Genomic DNA, 18607 nt, shown 5'->3' on the forward strand with positions numbered 1-18607 from the left:
GCGTCCGCGCCGGCTGGGCGGGATGCTCCTCGCTTCTGGAGCGCCGACAGACCCAAGGAGGAAAAGACCGATGTCCTATGTCGATGGTTTCGTCGCGGCCGTGCCGGCCGCCAATCGCGAGGCCTATGCCGAACATGCCCGCAAGATGGCGCCGATCTTCAAGGAGTTCGGTGCGACGCGGGTCGCCGAGAACTGGGGCGACGACGTCCCGCATGGCAAGCAGACCGATTTCTACCGGGCGGTGGCGGCCAAGGATGACGAGGTCGTGGTCTTCGCCTGGGTCGAGTGGCCGAGCAAGGAGGCGCGCGATGTCGCCTGGCAGAAGATGATGGAGGATCCGCGCATGGCGCCGGGCGCCAATCCGATGCCGTTCGACGGGGCGCGGTTGATCTATGGCGGCTTCGCCGGCATCGATCTGTAGACTGCTCCGTCATTCTCGGGCGGAGCGAAGCGCAGACCCGAGAATCTCGTGATGAGAAGGCGCTGGCCGGCGCCTCTTTCTGCCTGAGATGCTCGGGTCAAGCCCGAGCATGACGTTTGTGGCTGGGCTAGACCCAGTCGCCGCGCGCCGCCTCCGCCGCCTTGCGGATGGCAGCGATGTTGCCGGCATAGGCCGACGGCCCGCCCTTGAACACGGCCGAACCGGCGACCAGCGTGTCGGCGCCGGCCCTGACGCAGAGCGGCGCCGTCTCAGGCGTGACGCCGCCGTCGATCTCAAGCGCGATCGGCCGCTCGCCGATCAGGGCCCGCACCTGGGCGATCTTCTCGACCACCGAATGGATGAAGCTCTGGCCGCCGAAGCCGGGGTTGACCGTCATCAGCAAGATCAGGTCGACATCGCCGATCAGCGGCTCGGCGGCGCTCGCCGGCGTGCCGGGGTTGAGCACGATGCCGGCCTTCTTGCCCTGCGCCTTGATCGCCTGCAGCGTCCGGTGTGGATGCGCGCCGGCCTCGACATGGAAGGAGATCAGGTCGGCGCCGGCCTTGGCGAAGGCCTCGATGTAGGGATCTACCGGCGCGATCATCAGATGGACATCGAAGAACTTCTTGGTGTGCGGCCGGATCGCCTTCAGCACATCCGGGCCGAAGGTGATGTTGGGCACGAAATGCCCGTCCATCACGTCGCAATGGATCCAGTCGGCGCCAGCCTCGTCGACGGCGCGGACCTCCTCGCCGAGCTTGGCGAAGTCGGCGGAGAGGATGGAAGGGGCGATGCGGATCGTGCTCATGGCGGGCGTTTAGCCTGTTTCGCAGGATCGCGAAACCATGCCGATGTCATCCCGGACAAGCCGCGTCAGCGGCGCCGATCCGGGATCCATTCCGGAGCCTATCCGAAAGAGCTTCCGGAATGGGTCCCGGGTCTTCCTTCGGTCGCCCGGGACGACCGCGCCTTTGCTGGAGCGAAAGAGTTCCGATGTCTTTCGATATCAAGCCCGCTTCAACGGGAATGACAGGCGCCGGTCGGCCTCGGCGATCTCGACGGCGGCCTGGGTGAAGGCGGGGCGCAGCTTCAGCCGCTCGAACCAGCGCGACAGGCCATCGAACGGCGCAAGCGAGGGGCCACCGAGGCGCAGTGAGAACAGCACGCTCATGAACAGGGCGATATCGGCGACCGAGACCGCGTCGCCGAAGAATTCGCGCCCGGCGAGCCGGTCTTCCAGCACGGCATAATGCTTCTCCAGCGCCTGCTCGGCGATCAGCGCGTCGGCTTCCTGGGCGAAGCGCCTTGTCTGGTCGGTCGAGGGCGGGCTGGTGCGGTGCATCAACGGCTTCAGCGCCTGCAGCATGATCTCGTCGGCATAGAGCTCGTCGAGCCGGCAGCGGGCACGGGCGCCGGGGCAGAGCGGAAGGAGCGGCGGCTCGGGATAAGCGTCTTCGAGATATTCGAGGATGACGGTCGAGTCGTAGAGCACGATCCCGTCATCGTTCAGCACCGGGACCTGCCGCTTGGGGTTGAGGGCGACGACTTCAGGATGCTTGGGATCATAGCCGGTCGTCTGGTTGAACGGCACCATGATGCGCTCGAAGGCGAGACCTTTTTCGCGCAGTGCGATCTCGACCTTGCGCGAGAACAGGCTGAGCGGCCCCGAATAGAGCGTGATCATAACAGGAACTCCGGTTTTGCTTGCCTGAACTCTGGCAAAGCTTGCAGTCAGCTCGCGTCAGCAGGGAGTTCTTCCAGACGGTGACGCCAGCATAGTCGCTTCCGCCACCGCTGCCCGGGTCAAAGGCGCTGGAGCGGCAGCGAGAGCTTGCGGTCCCAATCGGCGATCTCGGTCAGCTGTGTCGCGAAGACGGGACGCGCGCCGACCCGCTCATGCCAGGCCGCGAGCGCCGGCAGGGCAGAAAATGACGGCCCGCCCAGCCGGCGGACATAGTGGACCATCAGGAACATCCCGATGTCCGCGGCGGAGAAGGCGCCGCAGAGATAGGGCTTCTGGCCGAGTGCCGCTTCGATGTCGGTGAAGTAGCGCGCCAGCAGGGCCTCGGCCGCCCTGGCCTTATCCTCCGCCTGCTCCAGCTCCGCCTGCGGCAGGCGTTCGCCGTTGCGATGGAAGAGCTGGCGCAGCGCCCCGAACAGCACTTCGTCGGCGAAGAGCTCGTGCTGGCGGCAGCGCGCCCGCTCGACCGGCGTGGCGGGATAGAGCGGCGGCTGCGGATAGGCTTCGTCGAGATATTCGAGGATCAGGGTGGAGTCGTAGAGGGTCAGCTCGCCATCGACCAGGACCGGTACCTGGCCTTTCGGATTGGCGGCGAGCACCTCGGGGTGCTTCGGGTTGTAGCCGACCATCTGGTTGAACGGCACGACGACGCGTTCGAAGGCCAGTCCCTTTTCGGCGAGGGCGATCTCGACCTTGCGGCCGAACAGGCTGAGTGGTCCGGAATAGAGCTTCATCGGCGTGCTTCCCCCTGCTCCAGGCCGTCAAAGCGGCCGGTTGCAGGCAGCCTGGGAGCCCGCCTCGTCAGCTCACGTCAGCAGAGACTTCCTTGCGCCTGATCCGCGCTGCGACGCCGCGTAGCAGCCAGGGCAGCAGATAGATCGGGAACTGGGCCAGCGCGAAGTAGAGATAGGTGGTCGGCGGCACGCCGGCGCCGAGCGCGGCGACCAGCAGGCCCATGTTCCGCTGGCCGGTGCCGTAGCCGATCATGAAGCGCTCGGAGACGGGGAAACGGCGCAAGCCCAGCCAGGCGCTGGCGAGGCCGACCGCGGAGACCAGAAAGGCGACGGCGAGGAACAGCGCGACCTGGCCCGGCCGTTCCATCGCCGCCCTGGTGACGCCGTCCATCGCCGCGATGGCGAAGACGAAATACATCAGCACGCCGAAGCCATCGAGATTGGGCTTGAGCGCGCGGATGCGCTCCGCCCCGAGCCAGCGCCGGATCGCGAAGGCGACGACCATGCCGCCTCCGATGAACATGACGAGCCGCAAGGCCAGCGCCAACCGGTCGAGCGGCACGGCAGCCCCCGCCAGCCAATCGACCAGGAAGGGGGCGATCAGCGGGCTCGCGATCGTGGTGACGATGACGCCGGCAATGATCAGCGAGGGCTCGAAGCCATAAAGGATGGCGACGGCGGGCGAGGACATGATCGGCGGCGCCGCGCCCATGATGGCGATGCCGAGCAGCAGGCCGGGATCGAGCGCTTCGCGGCCAAGCAGAGCGAGAGCGGCGGCGATCAGCAGGGCGGGTGTGAAAAGCAGCCAGAGGCAGGTCACGATCAGCTTCGCCGGTCGGCGCACCAGCCCCGCGATGACGCCGAGATCGGCGCGCATGAACACGACGGTGGTGAAACAGAAGATCGTGATCGGCAGGAGCGGGCGCGCCGCAGCCGAGAACTGCGGCAAGGCGAGGCCGAGGAAGATCGAGAGCGCGAAGCCCTGCGTGCCGTAGCGGCCGAGCAGAGCGAGGGCGGAGGCGAGGGCAGCGAGCATCGAAACCGGAGCAGCAAAACGGAGCGCCACACTGGCTGATCCGGAGGGCTGCGTCATCTGGCGGGAGTGCAGGGTAGCCCCGCTGTCATCGCGACGCGCGACGCGACGACGACATGCGAGCCCGCTCGCGCGATGTCTTGCAGTTCGCGTTGCGCGGCGCGCAACATCAGGGCCGGCTCTAGGCAGAAAGTTGCGCTGCATTCGTGGATGGACGGCCCGCGCAGGCGACATCTCCGAAATGGAGACGGAAGCTGCGAAACTTTGCCGGGTTATCCGCAATATTCGACGAAACGGCTGACAGCCGCGGCGGCGGCGCTATTCTTGCTAGCGGGAAAGGCTGGCGGAGGCTTGTCGGATGCGTACGGACGCGATCGTTGTTGGGGCGGGCATCGTCGGGATTTCGGTGGCGCTGCATCTGCAGAAGGCGGGCCGCTCGGTCCTGCTGGTCGATCGCGGCCAGCCCGGCGGTGAGACCAGTTATGGCAATGCCGGCCTGATCCAGCGCGAGGGCGTCTACCCCTACGGCTTCCCGCATGATTTCGGTGCGCTCATCCGCTATGCGATGAACAACACCATCGATGCGCATTATCACTGGAACGCGATCCCCAAGCTCGCGCCCTTCCTGTGGTCGTACTGGATGCATTCGCGCGCCTCGCAGCACGAGGCGATCGCCCATAAATACGCGACCCTGATCGAGCATTGCGTGACCGAGCACGATGCTTTGGCACAGGAAGCGGGCGCGACCGACCTGCTGCGCCGCAAGGGCTGGATGAAGGTCTTCCGCACGCCGGTCGAGCAGGAGACCAGGCTGGCGGAAGCGGCGCGCTGGAAGCGCGATTTCGGCCTGAACCACCGCGCGCTCGACGCGGCCGACCTGCGCGCCGAGGAGCCGCATCTCGACCAGAGCCTGATCGGCGGCCTGCACTGGACCGATCCGGTGACGGTGATCGATCCGCTCGGCCTGTCCAAGGCCTATCTCGCCCTGTTCGAAAAGCTCGGTGGGCGCTTCGCCCAGGGCGATGCCGGGACGCTCGCACAGGACGGCGACCGCTGGAGCGTTACGCTCGCGGACGGCACCAAGGCGCTCGGCATGGATGCGATCGTCGCGCTCGGCCCTTGGGCCGACGTGCTGACCAACCGGCTCGGCTATCGCCTGCCGCTCGCCGTCAAGCGCGGCTATCACATGCACTACAAGCCGCTCGGCAACGCCGTGCTGAATCATCCGGTGCTGGACACCGAGCGCGGCTATTTCCTGGCGCCGATGCGCCAGGGCGTGCGCCTCACCACCGGTGCCGAATTCGCCAATCGCGGCGCGCCGAAGACGCCGGTGCAGCTCGCCCGCGCCGAGCCGATCGCCAAGACCCTGTTCCCGCTGGGCGAGCGGCTCGACGCCGAGCCCTGGCTCGGCAACCGGCCGTGCACGCCGGACATGATGCCGATCATCGGGCCGGCGCCGAAGCACAGGAACCTGTGGTTTTCCTTCGGCCACGCCCATCATGGGCTGACGCTGGCGGCGGTGACCGGCCGCATGGTCGCCGAGATGGTCAGCGGCCAGAAGGTCTTCGTTGACCCGACGCCGTTCGCGCCGGCGCGGTTCGGCTGAATTTCAGGCGGGACGCAGCGCCGCGTTCCGCCGCACCAGCCAGACGGCGAAGGCCGAGGCGGTCACGTACATGACCAGGCTGTAGATGCCGGGCACCACCGCCGCGGCCGGATTGCGCAGTACGTTGAGCGCGATGAAGATCGCGAGCGCGGCATTGTGGATGCCGATCTCCATGGCGATGGCCACCGCCTGGCCCTTCGGCAGACGCAGCGCCAGCGGGGCGAGATAGCCGGTGAGCATGCTGACGAGGTTGAAGGCGAGGCAGGCGCCGCCGACCGCCACCAGGCTCGGCAACAGCGCCTTGCGCTCGATATAGATCGCGCCGGCGATCAGCACGGCGAGGACCAGGATCGAGAAGAGCTTGATCGGCCCCTCGGCGCGGATGGCGAAGCCCTCGGCCCGCGCCCGCACCAGCATGCCGAGCGCGACCGGGATCAGGATGATCGCCCCGACCTCGATTACCTTGCGGTGCGGCGGCGGCACATATTGGTCGGCTCCGAGGAAATAGGCGAGCGAGAGGTCGAGCACGATCGGCAGGGTCAAGAGGCAGAGCAGGCTGTTGACCGCCGTCAGCGTGATGTTGAGCGCGACGTCGCCGCGAGTGAGGTGGCTGTAGATGTTGGCGGTCGCGCCGCCGGGCGCGGCGGCGAGCAGCATCAGGCCGACGGCGTGATCCGGCGACAGCTTCAGGCCGATCGCGATGGCGAAGGCGGCGAGCGGCAGCAGCAGCACCTGCAGGAAGAGGCCGAAGCCGACGGCGAGCGGATAGCGCGCGACACGGCGGAAATCCTCGAGCGTCAGGCTGAGGCCAAGTCCGAGCATGACGATGCCGATGGCAAGCGGCAACAGCAGATCGGTCAGGATCGAGCCCTGCATGCGCGTTCCCCTTGGCCGGCATTTTCTATGCCGCAGCGTCAGGCTAGTTGAGGACCCTTGGCTACGCCACTGATCGCATGGAGTCTTTTGGCGGTAAGGTTTCCATTTTCCTTGATTTGCCGAACAAACGTCAGAACCAAGCACAGGCCGGCTTCAAGATCAGCCCGACCGATTGCTGGCTGAAGCTGCGCTTGTAGGCTTCGACGATCATCGAGAGCTTCTCACGATTCGCGCTCTCGTCCGAGGTCGCGATCAGCATGAGCTTGCTCGGCTCGCGGATCAGCCTGCCACGCTCGCGGTCGCGATACTGCCCGCTGGCGTCGAGGACGGTGAGGCCATCGGGGAAACGCGGCGTCACCTCCTCGTCGACGAAGCGGCGGAAGGCGCCTTCGCTGACGCCCACACGGTCTCCAATCTTGCGACCGAAGAGGAGTTCGGCGCTCAGCATTGCCTGCTGGCCGGGCGCGCAGGTCTGCGGCCCGAGGCCGGCGCAACCTGAGAGGGTGCTTGCGAGAAAAAGCGCAAAGCTGAGTCGGATCATGGCTTTGCCCCTGCCGGCTGAGAGATCGATTCAGTAGGTATCGCTGCTTCAAAAACGCTGCGGGCTGAAATGGCCGATGTCGATCGCGGGCGAACGGCCGGCGATCAGGGCGGCGACGAGACCGGCGGTCGCGGTCGACTGGGTCATGCCGTAATGGCCATGGCCGAAAGCATAGACGACATTCGGATTTCGGCTGGCCTTGCCGATGACGGGCAGGGAATCCGGCAGCGACGGCCGGAATCCCATCCAGAGCTTGCCGCTGCCGAAGGCCGGTAGACCCTCCACCATCGTCGCGGCCTTGCCGTAGAGCGCTTTGGTGCGAGCGTGGTTGGGCGCTGCGTGCAAGCCACCGAACTCGACGGCGCCGCCGATGCGAAGACCACTCTCGAGCGGGGTCATGACGAAGCCGTCGTCCTTGAAGCCGATCGGGCGGCTGGTCAGACCGGTCACGCCGGGGAAGCTGACATTGTAGCCGCGCTCGGTGTCGAGGGGGATGTTGTCGCCCATCGCCGCCGCCAACGGCTTGGACCAGGCGCCGGCCGCGACGACGACGCGATCGACGACGCGCTGCCAGCCATCGGGACCGACCAAAGCAGGGCGCTCGCCCATGGAGATGTTGGTGACCTCGGCCTTCTCATAGGTGGCGCCGCGCGCCAGTGCCGTCTCGAACAGCGCCATGGTGAGGGCGAGCGGGTCGCTGATATGGGCGCAGTCCGGGTGGAAGGCGGCGCCGGCAAAGCGGTCCTTCAGCGCCGGCTCGAGCTGGCGCAATTCCTGCGGCTGCAGCATGTCGACGGCGATGCCGGCGGCGCGCTGGCGCTTGGCCAGAGCTTCGAGGCCGGCGCTGTCGCCAGGGTCGCGATAGGTGTAGAGCGCACCGCGGCGATGGATGTGGTTGCTGATGCCGGCCTTTTCGGCACGCGCCAGCCAGGCCGGCAATGCGAGCTGCTGGATTGCGATCATGCCGGCGATCGAGCGCTCATAGGCGGCGGGCCGGGCCGCGAGCAGGAAGCGCGCCAGCCAGGGCAGCAATTGCGGGAGATAGCCGAGGCGGATCGCCAGCGGCCCGAGCGGATCGAGCAGGAAGCCCGGCACCTTGCGCAGCATGTTCGGACTGGCGATCGGCAGCACGTCGGTATGCGCGATGATGCCGGCATTGCCGCGCGAGGGGCCGAAAGCCGGCCCTTCCTTGTCGAGGATCAGGACCTCGTGGCCCTCGTCGAGCAGGGCGTGGGCAGTGGCCGTGCCGACGATACCGGCGCCGATGATCGCGATCTTCATGGGGTGGGCAGCAGCTTGAGGGCCGCCGGCTGCTTCACCTCGATCTCGACGAAGGCGATCGGGTGGGGCGAGCCGTTCATCACGTCGTGCTGGATGCCGGCCTGGCGCATATACGCCTGGCCCTGGGCCAGCGGTACGTCGGTCTCCTTGGCGCCATCATGGACGCGCAAGGTGCCGGCGACCAGCATGATGACGAAATAGGGCCAGCCATGGCTGTGCCAGCCGGTGACCGCGCCGGGTTCGAAATCCCAGCGCGTGATCCGGACGGCGTCGTCGTCCTGCTGGAGCGTGGCGACGGCGGGGATCGTGCAGGTGAACGCCATGTCGCCTCCATGCGAGGATCGTTAACCGCCGATTAGCCGGCTTGTCCGCCTTGCGGTTGTGTCGAAAGTTCTGATATATCAAGGCTATCCGAAGCGTCAAGCATCACGGGTGCCACCCATGACCGAGGATGCCAGCGTTTCTGGCGAGGATTCCGTCGGCGCTCGCGCCTCCGCCAGCCTGGCCGATTTGGCCTATCGCCGCCTGGAGGAGGCGATCGTGACCCTGTCGCTGCGGCCGGGCGCGGTGCTAACCGAGGCGCAGATGATCGAGCTCGTCAGCGTCGGCCGCACGCCGGTGCGCGAGGCGCTGATACGGCTGGCGCAGCAGGGCCTGGTCGAGATCCTGCCGCGCAAGGGCGTCGTGGTCACCGCGATCGATGCGATCGACGTGATGGCGGCGCTCGACGCGCGTGAAGTCCTGGAACGCCTGATCGCGATGGAGGCGGCGAAGCGCGCCGGGCCAGGCGAGCGCAGCGCCATCCTGGCCAAGGCCCGGGCCATGCACGAGGCGGCGCAGGCCGACGACGTCAATGCCTATATGCGCCTCGACAAGGAGCTCGACGCGTTGGTCGCAGCGGCGGCGCGCAGTCCCTATGCCAGCCGGGCCGTCGAACCGTTGCAGGCGCTGATCCGCCGCGCCTGGTACTTCTTCGACCGGCAGGTCGATCTGGTGCCGGCAGCGCATCACCACGTGGCCCTGGCGCAGGCGCTGGTCGCGGGCGAGCCGGGCGCCGCCGCGCAGGCAAGCGATGCCCTGATGCAGCATCTGCGCGAGGGGCTGCTGGCGGCGCTGCAGCGGGAATGACCGGGCATCGCGTCGGCATGCTGATATATCTTAACCCTGCGACGGAATTGGCCATAATCTCGACAATTGATGCAACTCGCCTTTTACCGCTGCGTGCCTAGATAAAGGCAGTATTCTCGCGCAGAGTTGGGCGATGAACAGCATGGTCGATGCCGCCTTACGCGCGGTGCTCCCGAATGCGCAGGCCTTTCGCGAGGCGATGGCGCAGGTGGCGAGCGCCACCCATATCGTGACGACCCTGGGGCCCGGCGGCCGCTCGGGGCTGACGGCGACGGCCGTGAGCTCGGTCTCGGTTGCTCCTCCAACCATGCTGGTCTGCATCGAGGCGGCCAGCCGCACACTCTCGGCAATCGAAGAGAGCGGCATCTTCTGCATCAACACGCTGGCGGCAGCTGACCATGAGCTCGCGGCCATGTTCTCGGGGCAGCGCGGCCTGACTGGCGAAGAGCGCTTCGCTGCCGGTGAATGGGGCGAGCTCTCGACTGGCGCGCCGGTGCTGGCGAGCGCGCTCGCCAGCTTCGACTGCCGTGTGTCCGCCGTCCACCGGGTCACGACGCACCGCATCCTGATCGGCCAGGTGGTCGCAATCGGCGGCGGTGGCTCCGGGCCGGGGCTGGTTTATCGCCATCGCCGCTTCGGCGGGTTCTGAAAGGGCGTCTCGGCTCCGTTCGTCATTGCGAGCGTCAGCGAAGCCATCCAGGGCCGTCGAGCTCTACGCTCCCTGGTTTGCTTCGTCGCTGCGCTCCTCGCAATGACGGGGAGCGCCCCGATCTCCTTCAGCCGCTGCCGCTCATGTACTCCCGCTCCTCCTCGTAGAGCACGAGGATGCGGTCGATGATCGCGTCGGTCGCGCCGCGATAGGTCGTCGGATCGAACAGATCGTCCAGTTCCTCACCGGCGAGCTTGCCGGCCAGCTTCCGGTGGTCGGCCAGGACGTCCTTGAGATGACGGCCGCTGGCTAGGCAGTCGCGGCTGGCCTCCTCGAGCAGGTGATGCGCCTCGCCGCGCCCGATCGTCTGCGCCAGAGCGAGCGAGACCCGCTCGGCCATGACCAGTCCGTTGGTGAGGTCGAGATTGTACTGCATCTGCTCCGGGAAGACCTGGAGCCCTTCGGCCAGCGCGACCGCATGGTCCAGCGCCCCACCGGCAATCACGAAGAGCTCGCGCAAGGTCGGCCATTCGGCATGCCAGCCGCCCATGGCGCGCTCGTGCTCCTGCGGCATCGCCGCGAGCATGGTTGCGACCAGCCCCGGCGCGCGCTTCGCAGCCGTCAGGATCAGCGTGCACAGCACCGGGTTGCGCTTGTGCGGCATGGCCGAGGAGCCGCCCTTGCCCGGCGCTTCCGGCTCGGCCAGCTCGCCGATCTCGGTCTGCGCCATCAGGGCGACGTCTCCGGCCATCTTGCCGAGATGGCCGAGCAGGAGGCCGAGCTCGGTCGCGATCCGGGCCGGGCGCCGACGTTCGCTGTGCCAGGGCACGCGCATGGCGCCGATCGAGGGCATGATGCGGGCGAAGGCTTCCGAGACCGCATCGGCCTTGTCGCCGAGCGAGGCAAGGCTGCCGGCGGCGCCGCCGAGCTGATGGGCGGATTCTCCCCAGATCATGAAGTCGTCATGGAAGGAGACGATCGGGGCAAGCCAGTTGGCGGCCTTGAGCCCGAAGGAGATCGGCACCGCATGCTGCAGGAAGGTGCGGCCGATCATCGGCGTACGGCGGTGCTCCCGGGCCAGCTCGGCCAGCGCATGAGCGAGGCGGGCGGAGCGAGCAAGGATCAGGTCCTGCGCCGCGCGGTATTGCTGGGCCTGGCCGGAATCGATCACGTCCTGGCTGGTCGCGCCGTAATGCACCCACTTCGCCGCCTCGGCATCAACGGCTGCGACGCGTGCCGTCAGCGCCTTGACCAGCGGGATCGCGGGATTGCCGGCGAGCGTCGCGGCCTTGCCGATCGCGGCGATGTCGTAGAGTTCCGCCTTGCACTGGGCGGCGATGATGTCGGCTGCCGCGGCGGGGATGACGCCGGTCTCTGCCTCGGCGCGGGCGAGCGCCATCTCGAAATCGAGCATGCCCTGCAGCGCGGCGCGATCGTCGAGGACGGCCGCCATCTCGCGATCGGCGAAAAGTTCGCCATAGAGGCTGCCCTCAGCCATGTCCGGGCGCGCCTCGGTGCGGAGCGGTCGTTGCAAGCCACATCCCAGCTTCGTCCTCTTGTGCGCGCCGGTGCTTTCCGGTCATGGATTAGGGGAACTTGGATAGACCCGAGGCGGGCCGGGCTGCAACATGTCGGTGGCCTCGGAAAACGGTGAGGAATTCAGCCCATGGCGATGACGATGACCGGCGAGGCGACGCTGCCCGCAGCCAAGCAGGTGGTCTGGGCAAAGCTCAACGACGCCGAGGTGCTGAAGGCCTGCATCCCCGGCTGCGAGCAGCTCACCAAGGATGACGACAGGCATTTCTCGGCGGTGGTGAAGGTCAAGCTCGGCCCGGTGAAGGCGACGTTCAAGGGCAAGGTCGAATTGCAGGACCTCGATCCGCCGAACGGCTATCGCATCGTCGGCGAAGGCGAGGGCGGCATCGCCGGCTTCGCCAAGGGCGGCGCCAGGGTCATGCTGGAGGATGCCGAGGGCGGGCAGACCCTGTTGCGCTACGAGGTCGAGGCGCAGGTGGGCGGCAAGCTGATGCAGCTCGGCTCGCGCCTGATCGATTCGGTCTCGAAGAAGCTGGCCGACGAGTTCTTCGCCAATTTCGCCAAAGCGGTGAGCGAAGGTTGAAGGGCTCTCTCGAACCTCTCGGCCCTCATCCTGAGGAGCCGCGCAGCGGCGTCTCGAAGGATGGTCCAGGAGGCTCGAGATAGCTGGAGCATCCTTCGAAACGCGGGCTTCGCCCGCTCCTCAGGATGAGGGCATTAAGAGGCATGCGTTAGGAGCTCACGACGCCTTGCGCAGCGCCGCGAGCGCCTCGCTGACGGTCGCTTCCGCCGCGCCGACCTGCAGCGCGATGTCGGCCGCCGCCGCATTGGCGCGCTCCAGCGCCTTCTCGGTCTTGCCGAGGCTGTCGTTGACGCGTGTCGCGCTGCCGATCGCCTCGTCCGAACCTTGCGCGACCTCGGCGGCGTGCCGGGCGATGCCGCCGGTGACGCTGCTCTGCTGGGCGACCGCATCCGAGATCGCCTCCGAATCCGCCTTGATCTCGCCGATCGTCGCGCCGATCGAGGTCGCGCGGACGCCGCAGGCCTCGGCGCTGGCCGAGAGCTCGGCGATCTGTGTCGCGATCTCCTGTGTCGCCGAGGCGGTCTGCGTCGCCAGCGACTTCACCTCGGCGGCGACCACGGCGAAGCCACGGCCGGACTCGCCGGCGCGGGCCGCCTCGATGGTGGCGTTGAGGGCGAGCAGATTGGTCTGGGCCGCGATGTCGGCGATCATGCCGACCACGGTGCCGATGCTGCTCGTGACATGGCGCAATCGGGCGATCGCTTCGTCCATCGCCTGCGCATCGGCGACGGCGCGGTTGGCGATCTCCAGGCTCTGGCGGGCGCGCTGGCCGATCTCGGCGATGTTCGCCGACATCTCCTCGGTCGCTGCCGCAGTCTGCATCGCCTTCTCGCGCACCAGCAGCGAGGTCTGCGCGACCGAGCCGACCTGGTCCTTGATGAAGCTGCTGGCCGCCGAGGTCTCGCCGGCGGTGTCGACGAAGAGATCGACCGCCTTGCTGATCGCGCCGTCGAGCTGGCCGATCCGCGAGGTCAGCGTCGCCGCGACCTCGTCGAGCGCGACGCCGCGGCGGCGGGCCTCGGCCGCCTCAAACTCGCGGTCGAGCGACATGGCGGTGTTGACGTCATAGGTCAGGACCCGCTCGATGATGAAGAGATCATGCGGGATGTCGCGCCGCGAGAGAACCAGCCGCGTGCGGCTCTCCTCCAGGAAGATCCGGAACAGCGTGAAGGCGATCGAGGCGCGGGCGCGGGCACCGACCTGGCCGTGCCGTTCGAGCCCGGTGAGTCGTTCCAGCGAATCGCAATAGCGCTGGTCGAAATCACCGTCGAAGAGCAGGCGGAAATGATCGGCCTCGGCGGCATAGAGCTCGGCCGCGACCGGCTCGACGGCCGGCTTCAGCAGCGGGTGGATAGCGAAGGCGCGGGCGAAATCCTGCTCGACCACCTCGACGATGACGCGTTCGACGATGGCGCGATAGCGGCGCAGGCGCTTGCGCTGACGCTCGTCATAGCCGATCGCCGTGAGGCGACGCTGGACGTGTTCGAGGATCGAGGCCAACCGCGCCATCCATGAGCGGGACGATCGGAGATCGTCATTCCGACCAGCGATGCTGCAGATGTGTGGTTAAGATTCCGCAAAGGGTTCGCTCGCCGGTTGCGAGTTGCGGAGCATCGCCGCGCAGTGCCGGTGTTCAAAACCATGGGAAAACGGCGCCAAACGAGGCCGGTTGCAGCATGGCCTCCCGCTTGACCGCGGAAAATCCCGGGTCCACATTGTTTTTTGAAGTTGTTCCAAGGAAATTCTCCGCTGGCTCGTGACGGGCCGGCGCATGGGTCGTGCGGCCTTCGCGATGTCGTGGGCCGTGCAGAAAACAGGCTTTCGGAGGAGTGCCCCATGGCCAATCTGTCCATGACGGTGAACGGCAAGGCCGTCACCGCAACTGTCGATCCGCGCACCCTCCTGGTGCAGTTCCTGCGCGAAAATCTGAGACTGACCGGGACGCATGTCGGCTGCGACACCAGCCAGTGCGGCGCCTGCGTCGTCCATCTCGACGGCAAGGCGGTGAAGGCCTGCACCACGCTGGCGCTGTCCTGCGAGGGCGCCCAGGTGACGACGATCGAGGGGCTGGCCAATGGCGGGGCGCTGCACCCGATGCAGGAAGCCTTCCGCGAGCATCACGGCCTGCAATGCGGCTTCTGCACGCCGGGCATGATCATGTCGGCGGTCGACATCGTGAACCGGCGCGGCAACAGCCTCGACGAGAAGACGATCCGCGAGGACCTCGACGGCAATATCTGCCGCTGCACCGGCTACCACAACATCGTCAAGGCGGTCGCCGCCGGCGCGCAGGCGATGGCGGGTGGCTCCGCCAGGGACCGCGAAGCGCCGCGTCGGGCCGCCGAATAGCTGATTGCCGCGGCTGCCTCCGGCCGAAGCCGGCAGCCGTCTTCCGATGTGATCCCCGAAACATGCTGATAGCGCCCAATAAGAGGCGTCACGCCAGGAGGAATCCATGTCCGCCACCGGAATCGGCGCTCCCGTCCGCCGCAAGGAAGACCACCGCTTCATCACCGGCCAGGGCCGCTATACCGACGACATCAACCGGCCGGGCCAGGCCCACGCCTATTTCCTGCGTTCGCCGCATGCGCACGCCACGCTGAAAAAGATCGATACCATGGCCGCGGCGGCGATGCCGGGCGTGCTGGGGATCTTCACCGGCGACGATCTCGCCGCCGACAAGGTCGGCGGGCTGATCTGCGGCTGGATGATCCACAACAAGGACGGCTCGCCGATGAGGGCAGGCCCGCATCCGGCGCTGGCGCAGGGCAAGGTCCGCTATGTCGGCGACCATGTCGCGGTGGTGGTGGCCGAGACGCTGGCGCAGGCGCGTGACGCGGCCGAGGCGATCGTCGTCGACTATGGCGTGCTGCCGGCAGTGGTCGATACCGCAACCGCGGCCAAGGCGAAGACGCAAGTTCATGCCGAGGCTCCGGACAACACGGTGTTCAACTGGCATCTCGGCGATAGGGCTGCGACCGACGCGGCCTTCAAGGCGGCCAAGCACGTCACCAAGCTCGACATCGTCAACAACCGGCTGGTGCCGAACCCGATGGAGCCGCGCGGCGCGGTCGGCGATTACGACCAGGGCGAGGGCGCCTTCACGCTCTACACCACCAGCCAGAACCCGCATGTGGCGCGCCTCGTGCTCTCGGCCTTCATCGGCATCGCGCCCGAGAACAAGCTGCGCGTGATCGCGCCGGATGTCGGCGGCGGCTTCGGCTCGAAGATCTTCATCTATGCCGAGGAGACGGTCTGCGTCTGGGCGGCGAAGAAGGTCGGCCGCCCGGTGAAATGGACCTCTGACCGCACAGAGGCCTTCCTCTCCGACGCCCATGGCCGCGACCATGTCACCCATGCCGAGCTCGCCATGGACGCAGACGGCAAGATGCTGGCGATGCGGGTGCACACCACCGCCAATCTCGGCGCCTATCTCTCGACCTTCTCGTCCTCGGTGCCGACCTATCTCTACGCGCCGCTACTGTCCGGCCAGTACGACATCCCGGCGATCTATTGCGAGGTCGATGCGGTCTACACCAACACCGCCCCGGTCGATGCCTATCGCGGGGCAGGGCGGCCGGAGGCGACCTTCGTGGTCGAGCGGCTGGTCGAGGTCGCAGCGCGCCAGCTCGGCAAGGACCCGGCCAAGTTCCGCACGCAGAACTTCATCAAGAAGTTCCCGCACCAGACGCCGGTGATCATGATGTACGACACCGGCAATTACGGGGCCTCGCTGAAGAAGGCGATGGAGATCATCGACTACAAGGGCTTTCCGAAGCGCCGCCGCGATTCGGCCCGCAGCGGCAAGCTGCGCGGCATCGGCTTCTCCGCTTATATCGAGGCCTGCGGCATCGCGCCCTCCGCCGCGGTCGGCTCGCTCGGCGCAGGCGTGGGCCTCTGGGAATCGGCCGAGGTTCGGGTCAACCCGATCGGCACGGTCGAGGTGCTGACCGGCTCGCACAGCCACGGCCAGGGCCACGAGACCACCTTCGCCCAGCTCGTCTCCGACCGGCTCGGGGTGCCCCTGGAGAACGTCTCGATCGTCCATGGCGACACCGACAAAGTGCAGATGGGCATGGGCACCTATGGCTCGCGCTCTGGCGCGGTCGGCATGTCGGCGATCTTCAAGGCGATCGACAAGGTGATCGCCAAGGGCAAGAAGGTCGCGGCCTATGTGCTGGAGGCCGACGAGGCCGATATCGACTTCAAGGACGGCAACTTCACCGTCAAGGGCACCGACCGCAAGCTCGATTTCGGCTCCTGCGCGCTGCAGGCCTATGTCGCGCACAAGTTCAACGGCCAGGACCTCGAGCCGGGGCTGAAGGAGGGGGCATTCTACGACCCGACCAACTTCACCTTCCCGGCCGGCGTCCATATCTGCGAGCTCGAGATCGATCCCGACACCGGCGTGACCCGGATCGAGCGCTGGGCCGCGGTCGACGATTTCGGCAATGTCATCAACCCGATGATCGTCGAGGGTCAGGTCCATGGCGGCATCGCCCAGGGTGTCGGCCAGGCGCTGCTCGAAGGCGCCCGCTACAATGCCGACGGCCAGCTGGTGACGGCGAGCTTCATGGACTACTGCATGCCGCGCGCCGACGATCTGCCGTCCTTCGAGGTCGGCATGACGGTGACGCCCTGCCCGTCGAACCCGCTGGGGATCAAGGGCTGCGGCGAGGCCGGCGCCATCGCCTCGCCGCCCGCCGTCATCAACGCCATCACCGACGCGCTCGGCCATGAGGACATCGCCATGCCGGCGACGCCGCAGGCCGTCTGGCGCGCCGCGCAGAAAACGCTCAGCCGCATGGCTGCCGAGTGATCTGAAAGGACGAGACGATGTACGCCTTCACCTATCACCGCCCGGCGACCGCGCGTCAGGCCGCCAGCCTCCTCGCCAAGAAGGAGGACGCCAAACTGCTCGCCGGCGGCCACACGCTGCTGCCGACGATGAAGCAGCGCCTGGCTTCGCCCGGCGCGCTGGTCGATCTCTCCTCCTGCGCCGACCTCAAGGGCATCGCCCGCAAGGGCCGCAATCTCGTGATCGGCGCGATGACCACCCATGCCGAGGTCGCGGCCTCGCCGGAGGTCCAGGAGGCGATCCCGGCGCTGGCCCATCTCGCCAGCCATATCGGCGACCCGCATGTGCGCCATCGCGGCACGATCGGCGGCTCGGTCGCCAACAACGACCCGGCGGCCGACTATCCGGCGGCGTTGCTGGCGCTCGGCGCGACGGTGGTGACCAACAAGCGCAAGCTCGCGGCTGATGAGTTCTTCACCGGTCTCTACGAGACGGCGCTGGAGGAGGGCGAGATCATCGTCAAGGTCTCGTTCCCGGTGGCGTCCAAGGCGGGTTATGCCAAGTTCCGCAATCCGGCCTCGCGCTATGCGCTGGTCGGCGTCTTCGTCGCCAAGCGCGGCAGCGAGATCGCCGTCGCCGTGACCGGGGCCGGCGAGGGCGGCGTCTTCCGCTGGCCGGAGGCGGAGGCGGCGCTGAAGGCGCGCTTCGCGGCCAAATCGCTCGATGGCCTCAAGCACACCGCCAAGGGCATCAATGGCGACATCCATGCCGACGCCGAGTACCGCGCCCATCTGATCGGCGTGATGGCCAAGCAGGCGGTGGCGCAGGCGACGGGGAAGGCTTGAGCCGACCCAATTGGTCTGGTCATCCCGGCCGTAGCGAAGCGGAGAGCCGGGATCCAGTCCTGAACGGTTCAGGAATGGATCCCGGATCGGCGCCGCTGACGCGGCTTGTCCGGGATGACAGCGAAGCGGCTGAAGCGCTCGTTCAATCGAAGAACCGCTCCTCGGCAGCAGCCTGACGATGTTCGAGCCACTTAGTGCAGATCGCGCGTATAGACGAATTTCGGCATGCTCCAGCTGAAGCGCAGCGCCAGCAGGCGCAGCACCAGCCCGGCTGCCATGGCGAGCACCGTGACGAAATCATGCGGCAGCTCGACCTTGATGCCGCCGACATAGATCAGCCCGGTCACCACCGACACGGTGGCGTAGAGCTCGCTGCGGAAGAGCAGGGGGATGTCGGCGCAGAGCATGTCGCGCAGCACGCCGCCGACGCAGCCGGTGATCAACCCGGCGGTGATCACGATGATGAAGGGCTGCTGCATCTCCAGCGCGACATTGCAGCCAATCACGGTGAACAGCACGAGGCCGACCGCGTCGAGCAGCAGGAAGATCTTGCGCAGCCGGTGCATGAACCGGGCGAGGCCGATGGTGACGAGCGCAGCGCCGGCGGTGATCAGCAGGTAGTGCGGGTGCTTGACCCAGGTCAGCGGATAATGGCCGAGCAGCATGTCGCGAACCGAGCCGCCGCCGAGCGCGGTGATGCAGCCGAGCATGCAGACGCCGACCCAGTCCATGCTCCGGCGGCCGGCCGCCAATGCAGCCGACATGGCTTCGACGACGATCGCGACGATGTACAGTGCCGTGAGCACGCCGGTTTCTCCGTTCGCTATCCCTTCAG

General features: G+C 67.2%; 19 protein-coding genes. 8 read left to right on the forward strand and 11 right to left on the reverse strand.

Going from position 1 to position 18607, the window contains the following annotated elements:
• Nucleotides 1-70 precede the first annotated feature (70 nt).
• Complete coding sequence (locus BMZ69_RS25235) at nucleotides 71-421, forward strand: DUF1428 domain-containing protein (RefSeq protein WP_092162054.1); 351 nt, start codon at nucleotides 71-73, stop codon at nucleotides 419-421.
• Nucleotides 422-548: 127 nt separating this feature from the next.
• Here the strand turns inward: BMZ69_RS25235 and rpe are convergent, their stop codons facing one another.
• From rpe to BMZ69_RS25255, 4 genes are all read right to left on the reverse strand, one after another.
• Entirely contained in the window at nucleotides 549-1229 is a 681-nt protein-coding gene (rpe, locus tag BMZ69_RS25240; protein ID WP_092162056.1) for a ribulose-phosphate 3-epimerase, read from the reverse strand.
• A 198-nt stretch (nucleotides 1230-1427) separates the two neighbouring features.
• Entirely contained in the window at nucleotides 1428-2105 is a 678-nt protein-coding gene (locus BMZ69_RS25245) for a glutathione S-transferase family protein (RefSeq protein WP_244543535.1), read from the reverse strand.
• Nucleotides 2106-2224: 119 nt separating this feature from the next.
• Nucleotides 2225-2896 (reverse strand): glutathione S-transferase family protein, encoded by a 672-nt coding sequence (locus BMZ69_RS25250; protein WP_092162058.1) that lies wholly within the window; start codon nucleotides 2894-2896, stop codon nucleotides 2225-2227.
• Nucleotides 2897-2963: 67 nt separating this feature from the next.
• Complete coding sequence (locus BMZ69_RS25255; RefSeq protein WP_092162060.1) at nucleotides 2964-3962, reverse strand: hypothetical protein; 999 nt, start codon at nucleotides 3960-3962, stop codon at nucleotides 2964-2966.
• Nucleotides 3963-4287: 325 nt separating this feature from the next.
• Between BMZ69_RS25255 and BMZ69_RS25260 the strand changes: the two genes are divergently transcribed.
• A complete protein-coding gene (locus BMZ69_RS25260) occupies nucleotides 4288-5535 on the forward strand; it encodes an NAD(P)/FAD-dependent oxidoreductase (RefSeq protein WP_092162062.1) in 1248 nt (415 codons plus the stop codon).
• Between the two features lie 3 nt (nucleotides 5536-5538).
• On the opposite strand, the gene BMZ69_RS25265 is transcribed toward BMZ69_RS25260, so the two are convergent.
• The 4 genes from BMZ69_RS25265 to BMZ69_RS25280 form a co-directional block, all read right to left on the reverse strand.
• Nucleotides 5539-6411: a bile acid:sodium symporter family protein gene (locus BMZ69_RS25265; protein WP_092162064.1), complete on the reverse strand. Its 873-nt coding sequence runs from the start codon at nucleotides 6409-6411 to the stop codon at nucleotides 5539-5541.
• Between the two features lie 130 nt (nucleotides 6412-6541).
• Nucleotides 6542-6952 (reverse strand): DUF3574 domain-containing protein, encoded by a 411-nt coding sequence (locus BMZ69_RS25270; protein WP_092162066.1) that lies wholly within the window; start codon nucleotides 6950-6952, stop codon nucleotides 6542-6544.
• 48 nt (nucleotides 6953-7000) lie between these two features.
• A complete protein-coding gene (locus BMZ69_RS25275) occupies nucleotides 7001-8233 on the reverse strand; it encodes an FAD-binding oxidoreductase (RefSeq protein WP_092162068.1) in 1233 nt (410 codons plus the stop codon).
• Nucleotides 8230-8556, reverse strand: coding sequence for a cupin domain-containing protein (locus BMZ69_RS25280; RefSeq protein WP_092162070.1), 327 nt, complete (start codon nucleotides 8554-8556; stop codon nucleotides 8230-8232). The genes BMZ69_RS25275 and BMZ69_RS25280 overlap by 4 nt, the downstream gene beginning before the upstream one ends.
• A gap of 118 nt (nucleotides 8557-8674) precedes the next feature.
• On the opposite strand from BMZ69_RS25280, the gene BMZ69_RS25285 reads away from it, so the two are divergent.
• Both BMZ69_RS25285 and BMZ69_RS25290 read left to right on the forward strand, forming a co-directional pair.
• Nucleotides 8675-9361 carry a GntR family transcriptional regulator gene (locus BMZ69_RS25285; RefSeq protein WP_092162072.1) on the forward strand — a complete coding sequence of 229 codons (687 nt, stop codon included), beginning with the start codon at nucleotides 8675-8677 and terminating at the stop codon, nucleotides 9359-9361.
• 133 nt (nucleotides 9362-9494) lie between these two features.
• Complete coding sequence (locus tag BMZ69_RS25290) at nucleotides 9495-10010, forward strand: flavin reductase family protein (RefSeq protein WP_244543536.1); 516 nt, start codon at nucleotides 9495-9497, stop codon at nucleotides 10008-10010.
• Between the two features lie 127 nt (nucleotides 10011-10137).
• Here BMZ69_RS25290 and pcaB read toward each other — a convergent pair whose 3' ends face one another.
• Entirely contained in the window at nucleotides 10138-11508 is a 1371-nt protein-coding gene (gene pcaB / locus BMZ69_RS25295; RefSeq protein WP_092162073.1) for a 3-carboxy-cis,cis-muconate cycloisomerase, read from the reverse strand.
• A 168-nt stretch (nucleotides 11509-11676) separates the two neighbouring features.
• On the opposite strand from pcaB, the gene BMZ69_RS25300 reads away from it, so the two are divergent.
• Nucleotides 11677-12129: an SRPBCC family protein gene (locus tag BMZ69_RS25300; RefSeq protein ID WP_092162075.1), complete on the forward strand. Its 453-nt coding sequence runs from the start codon at nucleotides 11677-11679 to the stop codon at nucleotides 12127-12129.
• Between the two features lie 156 nt (nucleotides 12130-12285).
• On the opposite strand, the gene BMZ69_RS25305 is transcribed toward BMZ69_RS25300, so the two are convergent.
• Complete coding sequence (locus BMZ69_RS25305; protein ID WP_175506965.1) at nucleotides 12286-13629, reverse strand: methyl-accepting chemotaxis protein; 1344 nt, start codon at nucleotides 13627-13629, stop codon at nucleotides 12286-12288.
• A 336-nt stretch (nucleotides 13630-13965) separates the two neighbouring features.
• Between BMZ69_RS25305 and BMZ69_RS25310 the strand changes: the two genes are divergently transcribed.
• From BMZ69_RS25310 to BMZ69_RS25320, 3 genes are all read left to right on the forward strand, one after another.
• A complete protein-coding gene (locus tag BMZ69_RS25310; protein ID WP_092162079.1) occupies nucleotides 13966-14478 on the forward strand; it encodes a (2Fe-2S)-binding protein in 513 nt (170 codons plus the stop codon).
• Between the two features lie 106 nt (nucleotides 14479-14584).
• The gene (locus tag BMZ69_RS25315) at nucleotides 14585-16948 is read left to right on the forward strand and encodes a xanthine dehydrogenase family protein molybdopterin-binding subunit (protein ID WP_092162081.1); all 2364 of its coding nucleotides are present in this window, start codon (nucleotides 14585-14587) and stop codon (nucleotides 16946-16948) included.
• Nucleotides 16949-16965: 17 nt separating this feature from the next.
• Entirely contained in the window at nucleotides 16966-17772 is an 807-nt protein-coding gene (locus BMZ69_RS25320) for an FAD binding domain-containing protein (RefSeq protein WP_092162083.1), read from the forward strand.
• Between the two features lie 191 nt (nucleotides 17773-17963).
• Here BMZ69_RS25320 and BMZ69_RS25325 read toward each other — a convergent pair whose 3' ends face one another.
• Nucleotides 17964-18578, reverse strand: a complete 615-nt coding sequence (locus BMZ69_RS25325; RefSeq protein WP_092162084.1) for a trimeric intracellular cation channel family protein — start codon at nucleotides 18576-18578, stop codon at nucleotides 17964-17966.
• Nucleotides 18579-18607 lie beyond the last annotated feature (29 nt).

This window comes from Allobosea sp. CRIB-10, from assembly GCF_900112185.1.
Lineage (GTDB): Bacteria > Pseudomonadota > Alphaproteobacteria > Rhizobiales > Beijerinckiaceae > Allobosea.